The organism is Aliivibrio kagoshimensis, from assembly GCF_050337105.1.
Classification (GTDB): domain Bacteria; phylum Pseudomonadota; class Gammaproteobacteria; order Enterobacterales; family Vibrionaceae; genus Aliivibrio_A; species Aliivibrio_A kagoshimensis.
Map to the genome: position 1 here is coordinate 1 of NZ_JAKJSQ010000112.1, position 7,094 is coordinate 7,094.

General features: G+C 42.7%; 9 protein-coding genes. 3 read left to right on the forward strand and 6 right to left on the reverse strand.

The features are described from left to right. The 5 genes from L4C32_RS19785 to L4C32_RS19805 all read right to left on the reverse strand — a co-directional run. Positions 1 to 847: vWA domain-containing protein (locus tag L4C32_RS19785; RefSeq protein WP_428198615.1), on the reverse strand; the 847-nt coding region annotated here is incomplete at its 3' end. Continuing rightward, positions 840 to 1,358, reverse strand: a complete 519-nt coding sequence (locus L4C32_RS19790) for a DUF4381 domain-containing protein (protein ID WP_428198616.1) — start codon at positions 1,356 to 1,358, stop codon at positions 840 to 842. The genes L4C32_RS19790 and L4C32_RS19785, both read right to left, overlap by 8 nt. Position 1,359: 1 nt before the next feature. After that, on the reverse strand, positions 1,360 to 2,316 hold the full coding sequence (locus tag L4C32_RS19795) for a DUF58 domain-containing protein (RefSeq protein WP_428198617.1): 957 nt from the start codon (positions 2,314 to 2,316) through the stop codon (positions 1,360 to 1,362). Beyond that, complete coding sequence (locus L4C32_RS19800) at positions 2,313 to 3,269, reverse strand: AAA family ATPase (RefSeq protein ID WP_428198618.1); 957 nt, start codon at positions 3,267 to 3,269, stop codon at positions 2,313 to 2,315. Before L4C32_RS19800 ends, L4C32_RS19795 begins: the two co-directional genes overlap by 4 nt. 91 nt (positions 3,270 to 3,360) lie before the next feature. Then, positions 3,361 to 4,596, reverse strand: coding sequence for a glycosyltransferase (locus L4C32_RS19805; RefSeq protein WP_428198619.1), 1,236 nt, complete (start codon positions 4,594 to 4,596; stop codon positions 3,361 to 3,363). Between L4C32_RS19805 and L4C32_RS19810 the strand changes: the two genes are divergently transcribed. Genes L4C32_RS19810 through L4C32_RS19820 form a run of 3 tightly spaced genes read left to right on the forward strand, consistent with a single transcriptional unit; the run spans position 4,595 to position 5,557 of the window. Further along, positions 4,595 to 4,729, forward strand: coding sequence for a hypothetical protein (locus tag L4C32_RS19810; protein ID WP_428198620.1), 135 nt, complete (start codon positions 4,595 to 4,597; stop codon positions 4,727 to 4,729). The genes L4C32_RS19805 and L4C32_RS19810 overlap by 2 nt on opposite strands. After that, positions 4,729 to 4,917 (forward strand): restriction endonuclease subunit S, encoded by a 189-nt coding sequence (locus tag L4C32_RS19815; RefSeq protein WP_428198621.1) that lies wholly within the window; start codon positions 4,729 to 4,731, stop codon positions 4,915 to 4,917. The genes L4C32_RS19810 and L4C32_RS19815 overlap by 1 nt, the downstream gene beginning before the upstream one ends. A 28-nt stretch (positions 4,918 to 4,945) precedes the next feature. Next, complete coding sequence (locus L4C32_RS19820) at positions 4,946 to 5,557, forward strand: fumarylacetoacetate hydrolase family protein (RefSeq protein WP_428198622.1); 612 nt, start codon at positions 4,946 to 4,948, stop codon at positions 5,555 to 5,557. Here L4C32_RS19820 and L4C32_RS19825 read toward each other — a convergent pair. Continuing rightward, on the reverse strand, positions 5,508 to 7,094 hold a 1,587-nt coding region (locus L4C32_RS19825), incomplete at its 5' end, for a bifunctional diguanylate cyclase/phosphodiesterase (RefSeq protein ID WP_428198623.1). The genes L4C32_RS19820 and L4C32_RS19825 overlap by 50 nt on opposite strands.

Genomic DNA, 7,094 nt, shown 5'->3' on the forward strand with positions numbered 1-7,094 from the left:
GTTCTAACTCATTAATTTTTTCATAAATATCGTTAAGATCTTCCTGATTTCTCGCTCTAAAGTACTGTCCCCCAGTAAGGTTGGCAATTTCAGTTAACGTAGGTTCATCGAGATCTTGCGCCGTATTGACCGTTCGAGAACCGAAGAAGCTCTTCACCTTCATTTCACCGGCGCCAACACCGACGGTATAGATGGTGACATTACTTTTTTGGGCTAGCTTTGCCGCTTCAATAGGCTCAATGACTCCTGCGGTATTACTGCCATCACTGAGCAGTACAATCACCCGCTGTGGCGCTTCACTCTCTATAAAGGTTTTGGTCGCAATACCAATGCCTTCACCGATGGCCGTCTGTTTGCCGACTAAACCAAAAACAGTTCTATTGAGCTGTTCTTCCACACTTTCAATATCAAGAGTAAGCGGAGTCTGTAGATAGGCGTGATCGGCAAACAATACAAGACCGAGACGGTCACCTTTACGTTTACTGATAAAATCACTCAGAACCTTTTTCACTGACGTCAGTCGGTCAACATAGTCGCCATCAACAAGCATATCTTGTTGTGACATAGAGCCAGATAGATCAACGGTGAGCATCAAATCTCGGTGAAGTGGTTGTGTCTGTATTGGTTCGCCGTACCATACTGGTCGAGATGCTGCCGCTAACAGTGCTATCCACATGAGGGCAAGTACCATTAATCGGTACCGTGAAAGCGAAGGGGGTTGTTCAATCCCCTTGGGCAGTGTCGGCATATGAATGGCCACTTGTGTTTGGACACGCGGTAACCACTTTCGAGCAAAGAATGGCAAAGGCAGCAATAACCACATCCACCACCAGGCAAAACTAAACATGGGTCACCTCGCTATTGAGGTTATCTAATTGTTGTTTTGATGCAGGTAGAGCGGTGTGAAGCCAATGCACACAGGTTTGATGACAGCGAATAAGATCATCCCTACACAAGGTTGATGGGGCATAGATAGCATGCTGCCAAAGCTCACTGTGTGCCTGAAAACCAGTACTGGAGTCAGAAGAGGAGCTGGCTTGGTCAAGAATGGTATAAAGTTCAGTACCGTTAAGGTGAGAGATAAGGCTTCTCGGGTAATAGGAGAAAAACGCACGTTTAACAAGCTCTAGCATCTTCACAGGATCATGGCGGATCTCATCAGACATTATGAGTAAGAGCGCTTCCTTTTTTGCTCTATGTTGTTGCTGACGACGTCGTAACAGCATAGTGGCAATAACCCCCAGTGATACCACAAAAATGATCAATAGCCACCAAGGCCAGCTTAACGGCCATAGACTTGGGATGTCATAACTGCGTATATCTTCTAAAGGTAAGAGCTTGTTAACAGAGTTACTCATACTACGCTTCCTGTCGAAGGTGTGCTGGTGTCGTGGCTCTAAGTTGATCCAAAAGAGGAAGGTCCGCATACAGCTGATAAAAGGGTGAACCGAGTGAACGGGACAAATCAGTAATAAATTGGTGACGATGTTGGAAACTGCTATTTAATAACTGTTTAGTACGCTTGTTGCCAAAGTCCAACCACGCTGTTCTACGTGCAGCATTGTCATTAACGGTAATACTGCCAGTAAATTGAGTTTGGCCACGCTCCAATGCATCAGAGATTGAGACGAGTTGCAGGCGGTTATGGTGGCGAATTTTGCTTAAGATGACCTTATGTTCTTGATGTAGGAGATGAAAATCGCTGATCATGACTATCTCACTACCTTTAGGGCAAAGTTGGTGTAAGTGTTTGAAGGCATCAACCAACGGTATCAGTTTGGTCAACTCTGTATCAATGGGGTTGTTATGAAGTGTAACTAATTGATTGATGATATTAAGTGGCCCTTGCTGGCGAGCGGTTGGTTTACACTCTATTAAAGCCTCCCCAGTATAAATGATCGCTCCAACACGATCGTTCTGCTTAACGGCCAACCAGCTGATTAAAGAGGCAAAGTGCGCCGCTTGTACAGATTTAAGGAGTAATTTCGAGCCGAAACGCATACTCGAACTGATATCGATGAACAACATCACTGGTTGTTCACGTTCCTCAGTAAAAAGCTTGGTGTGTGTTTTTCCGGTGCGAGCTGTGACACGCCAATCAATAGAGCGAATATCATCCCCAGCTTGATACTGACGAACTTCGGAGAAATTCATACCACGACCTTTGCTGCGACTGATGTGCTGCCCATTTAACTGGGACCAAACACTTTTACTGGGTGGCAGCCAGTGAATGGTTTGATTTTTATACAACAGAAGCTCAGCTAAGCATAGGTGTAATCCATCACTGTGAGTTGGCAGCGTTAGCGACTCACTCATGCACTGGTAACCTGTTCAATTAAGGTTTTAATAACGCGGTTTGGATTGATCGCTGCTGCTTGTGCTTCGTAGCTTAATAATAATCTATGTCTAAGCACGGGGTAGGCCATCTTTTGTACGTCAATTGGTGTCACAAATTCACGACCAGCTAACCACGCGTGAGCTCTGGCACAGCGTTCTAGAGCAATGGTGGCACGTGGACTCACTCCCATCTGTAACCATTGTTCAAGTTGACTGTCATAACGGTGTGGTTCACGAGTCGCCATAACCAAACGAATAATGTATTGCTCAATATTTTCAGCCATATGAATTGATAGGATCGCTTTACGGGCAGAAAAAATGTCTTCTTGTGTAATGGCAACGGCGTCACTACTGGTTGTTCCTAACGCTTCACCACGATTAAGACGGAGAATATCTAATTCACTTTCAGCATTAGGGTAGTTTACTTCAAGATGGAGTAAGAAACGATCTAATTGCGCTTCTGGAAGCGGGTAAGTTCCCTCTTGTTCAATGGGATTTTGTGTCGCCATGACTAAAAATAATTCAGGCAGAGCATAGGTATTACGACCCGCACTGATCTGCTTTTCTGCCATCGCTTCTAGCATCGCCGCTTGGACTTTTGCCGGAGCTCGGTTGATCTCATCAGCGAGAACCAATGAATTAAAAATGGGTCCTGGTTGAAAAGTAAACTCCCCAGTTTCAGGTCTGAAAATGTCTGTACCCGTTAAGTCAGATGGTAATAGATCAGGGGTAAATTGAACTCGGTGAAAATCCCCCTCAATACAGTCAGAGAGTACCTTTACGGCACGTGTCTTCGCCAGGCCAGGAGGGCCTTCTACAAGAATATGTCCATCGGCAAGTAGTGCGATGAGAAGTTGTTTAACCAGTTCGGGCTGACCGATAACCTGCGTTTCTAGATAGTGTTGAAGGCGTTGGAAGGTTTGGGTAAGCATTGTGTTCTCTCTAACTGCGATAATATTGTTAACTATATCCGATTGAAAAAAAGAGTAAAAGTTCAAATAAAAATATCGACTGCCATTTGTTCTACTCAGGCTCAATCGCTTCTAATTTGTTTTTAACTTCAATCCATTGAGACATATATTGCGTGCTTTTCATACTGTGGTGATTGAGCATCGCGCCAAGAAAGTTATCTTCTCGGTGCTGTTTAAGGGCGGATTGTATTCGAACAACCTGCTCAATGAATCGTATCCCTAACGGTACGGCATTAAACATGCTTAGTGCTTGGCTACACTGCAGTGAAGCATGATCCCACTCATCTTGGTGTTGATATAAATGAATGGCTTGTTGAACAAATGCTTCTGCGTCGTTTGCAATGGCACCTGGCCACTCATTTCCATCAGTCATACCTTCAACACCAACATCCGTTGTGATACTTGGGGTTCCCACCAACATAGCATCGAGCAACTTACCTTTAATACCAGCCCCAAAGCGCAGAGGAGCAAGACAAATTTTAGCCTGACCAATAACCTCAAGCGCATCATCTGCCCAGCCCTTAATCAAGAATCCTTGCTTGGGATTATGCAGTGCAGTCGCTTTAGGCGGTGGGTATGAGCCATAAATGTGCAGTTCTGCCTGAGGAAGCTGCTTGCGAATCAATGGCCACAACTGTTGTAAGTACAACACAGAGTCCCAGTTGGGTGCATGTCTGAAATTACCAATGGCAACAAAGTGCTCACGCTCAGAGAAGGAAATAGGTGTTCGGTCGTTGTTGGATACCATAAATGGCAAATGATGCAAAATATTAGGATCGATGTTGAACGTGTTGATTAGCAGATCATACTCATAACTTGAGATGATTAACGACAGATCAGAACGTGCAATGGCAGCAATTTCTCGCTTAGCAATATCAGAGCAAAAAAGATCACCATTGTTCATCTGTCTGTTCTGTTTATGTGCGACATGTCGAGCATTTCGCAAGCACTGAAGATCTTCGGTATCCAATATTGTCATGGCATTAGGCGCATACTTACGTACACGCCAGCCAAATTGCTCCTCCATCATGAAACGATCAAACATCACAATATCAGGAGCTACCTCTTCAAGGTAAAGATCAAAGCTACTGTCATTAAGAGCGATAGAGGTACTCTCAATACCGGTTAAGGAGAGATCAACCATGTGGTCGGTGCGCTGAGCGGGTGTGGCGAAAATCACTCGCCAATTCTGCTGCGTAAACAGAGTAAGCAGCGACATCATGTGTGTGCCAGCGGCAGAGGAGTTAGGTTCAGGCCAAACGTAACCGATTACAAGGACAGTGCTCATGGGGAAGTCTCAAAAAAGTGATAGGGGCATGGTAAAACAAACGGAAGCAAAAACAAAAATTTTATGTTTCTATTTTATTACTCAAACAAACTTCGGTACCATTGACTCAGACAATGATAAAGAGAGCCATTAATGAAAGAACTAGAGCAAGAATTGGAACAGTTTGATGATATCACTGAAGAGGCTCTTCCAACGATTGAGGAGCAACAAAAGATCGTTGCTGAGTTAAAAAAACTCGAAGCGGAAGGCAAGTTAACGCCGGAAGTGATGGAGTCCTATTTCGGTAAGTTCTACACCGAAGAAAACCAGACACAGCATTAATAACAATTAGCGCCATCAAGGAGTGATGATGAATACGATATCGTTCGAAGGTCGAACCGTAATCCCGAATAAAGTGGTTTGTGTTGGTCGCAATTATAGTGAGCATATCAAAGAACTTAACAATGACGTTCCGGATGAGATGGTGCTATTTTGTAAGCCTAATTCAGCCATTACCACTCAATTACACTCCTATATTCAAGAAGAGCTGCATTACGAAACTGAGGTCTGTTTTCTCTATCTAGAAGGGCGGTTTCAAGGTGTAGGCGTAGGGTTAGACTTAACCAAGCGTAATTTACAAAGTAAGTTGAAACAAAAGGGCCTACCTTGGGAGAGAGCCAAAGCATTCAATCACTCCGCGCTATTCAGTGATTTTGTTGCTATACCGCCTGGGCAATGTGACTATTTCTTTGAACTCACCATCAATGGAGACGTAATCCAAAGCGGTACCACCAAACAAATGCTGCACACCACTGACGATATCCTAGATGAAATTCAATCATTCATGACTCTACAAGATGGTGACATCGTGATGACTGGCACCCCAAAAGGTGTGGGGGTAGTTGCTAGAGACGCACTGTTTGAAGTGAAACTTATACAGGATAAATCTTTACTGGTTGAATCAAGTTGGCAGGCCCAATAAAATCAACAAAAGTGTTTTGGAATGGTTTACATTCACTCCACTTCATTGGTTTAGAGAAATAGTATCCCTGAACCATATCACAGCCAGTTTGATCACATATCTCAAGCTGGTTACTGCTTTCAACACCTTCGACAATGATTTGTAATTGTAATGCCTTACAAAGATTAATGATTGAGCTGAATATTGAAATGCCATTCGCTGCGTTTTGTATTAAGTTTTTATCTATTTTTACAACATCAATAGGTAATTTCTGTAAATACTTCAACGAGGAGTATCCAGAACCAAAATCATCTAAATAGATAGTAAATCCAGCCTTTTTAAGTCGATATAATCCTTCAATTGCACTATCAAAATTACTTATCATTACCGTTTCTGTTACTTCTAAGGCAATGCGCTCCGTAGAGATGTTGTAGCGATCTAAAATGGACATTGTTTTGTGGAAAAAATCGATACTATCAATTAATAAACCGGATATATTGATTGAAACAGTACCAAAGAAATTGGTCGCATTTTGTAAATCGAAACAGACTTGCTCGATAACCTGATAGGTCATTTGGTCGATAATACTCATCTTCTCAGCGAGAGGAATAAACGCATCAGGAGAGAGTCGAGTCTCGCCGTAGCCTAAACGTAACAACACTTCAAAGCCGATGGCTTTTTTTGAAGATATATTAATAATGGGTTGATAATTTAGATAAAAAAGTTTGTTCTCAATAGCATGAATCAGCTTATCTCTAAGGGCATATTCGGATAATACTACTTTGAGAAGCTGATTATCGAAAACAACCGCCATCTTTTTACCCAATGATTTTGCTTGGTAAAGCGCGATATCTGCGTAAGAGAGCAGTTGTGATGCGTTCGTCGCATCTTGTGGAAAACTGGTAACCCCGATACTAAGGGACACATTCAGGCGTTTGTCTTTGATATTAATCGGGGTAGACAGTGCATGACAGAGCTGATTGGCAAATAAACCGGCATCGACAATAGAGAGAGACTCTTGTTGGATCATGATAGTTAGTTCATCCCCACCCATTCGTGCAATATGAAACGTGTCTGCCGGGAAATTACTAGCACAAAATGCAAGGATGTTGTTGCAGTACTCTTTTAAGTAGATGTCTCCGGTCTCATGCCCAAACTGGTCATTAATACGCTTAAAGTCATCAAGATCGATAAACAAAATGTGAAAAGGTAAATGTAGGCTGATGTATTGCTCTATGGTTTCTGTAAATGAGCGTCGATTAGGTAAGCAGGTTAAATCATCCACATACGCCATGGTACGAATGGTATGAAGCTGCTTCTTTAAGTTGATGCGCATTTGATCCAAGTTATCAGCAAGTTCCCCCAGCTCATCATTTTGGTCTACACTGACTTCCTTATCATAATTGCCGTCTCCAATCGCTTTTGCATGCTGAGATAAGGCTTTTATTGGAATTGACATTTTATAAGCAAATAACGCCGAGGCAACTATAGCAACCACTGCAAAAAGACCCATAAAAATGAAATTTGATCGCTGTAAGTTTATACGATTTTTATATTC

Excerpts from the sequence above, each read along its gene's own strand:
- L4C32_RS19790 (WP_428198616.1), bottom strand. The coding sequence starts at position 1,358 with ATGAGTAACTCTGTTAACAAGCTCTTACCTTTAGAAGATATACGCAGT.
- L4C32_RS19795 (WP_428198617.1), bottom strand. The coding sequence starts at position 2,316 with ATGAGTGAGTCGCTAACGCTGCCAACTCACAGTGATGGATTACACCTA.
- L4C32_RS19800 (WP_428198618.1), bottom strand. The coding sequence starts at position 3,269 with ATGCTTACCCAAACCTTCCAACGCCTTCAACACTATCTAGAAACGCAG.
- L4C32_RS19810 (WP_428198620.1), top strand. The coding sequence starts at position 4,595 with ATGGGGAAGTCTCAAAAAAGTGATAGGGGCATGGTAAAACAAACGGAA.
- L4C32_RS19805 (WP_428198619.1), bottom strand. The coding sequence starts at position 4,596 with ATGAGCACTGTCCTTGTAATCGGTTACGTTTGGCCTGAACCTAACTCC.
- L4C32_RS19815 (WP_428198621.1), top strand. The coding sequence starts at position 4,729 with ATGAAAGAACTAGAGCAAGAATTGGAACAGTTTGATGATATCACTGAA.
- L4C32_RS19820 (WP_428198622.1), top strand. The coding sequence starts at position 4,946 with ATGAATACGATATCGTTCGAAGGTCGAACCGTAATCCCGAATAAAGTG.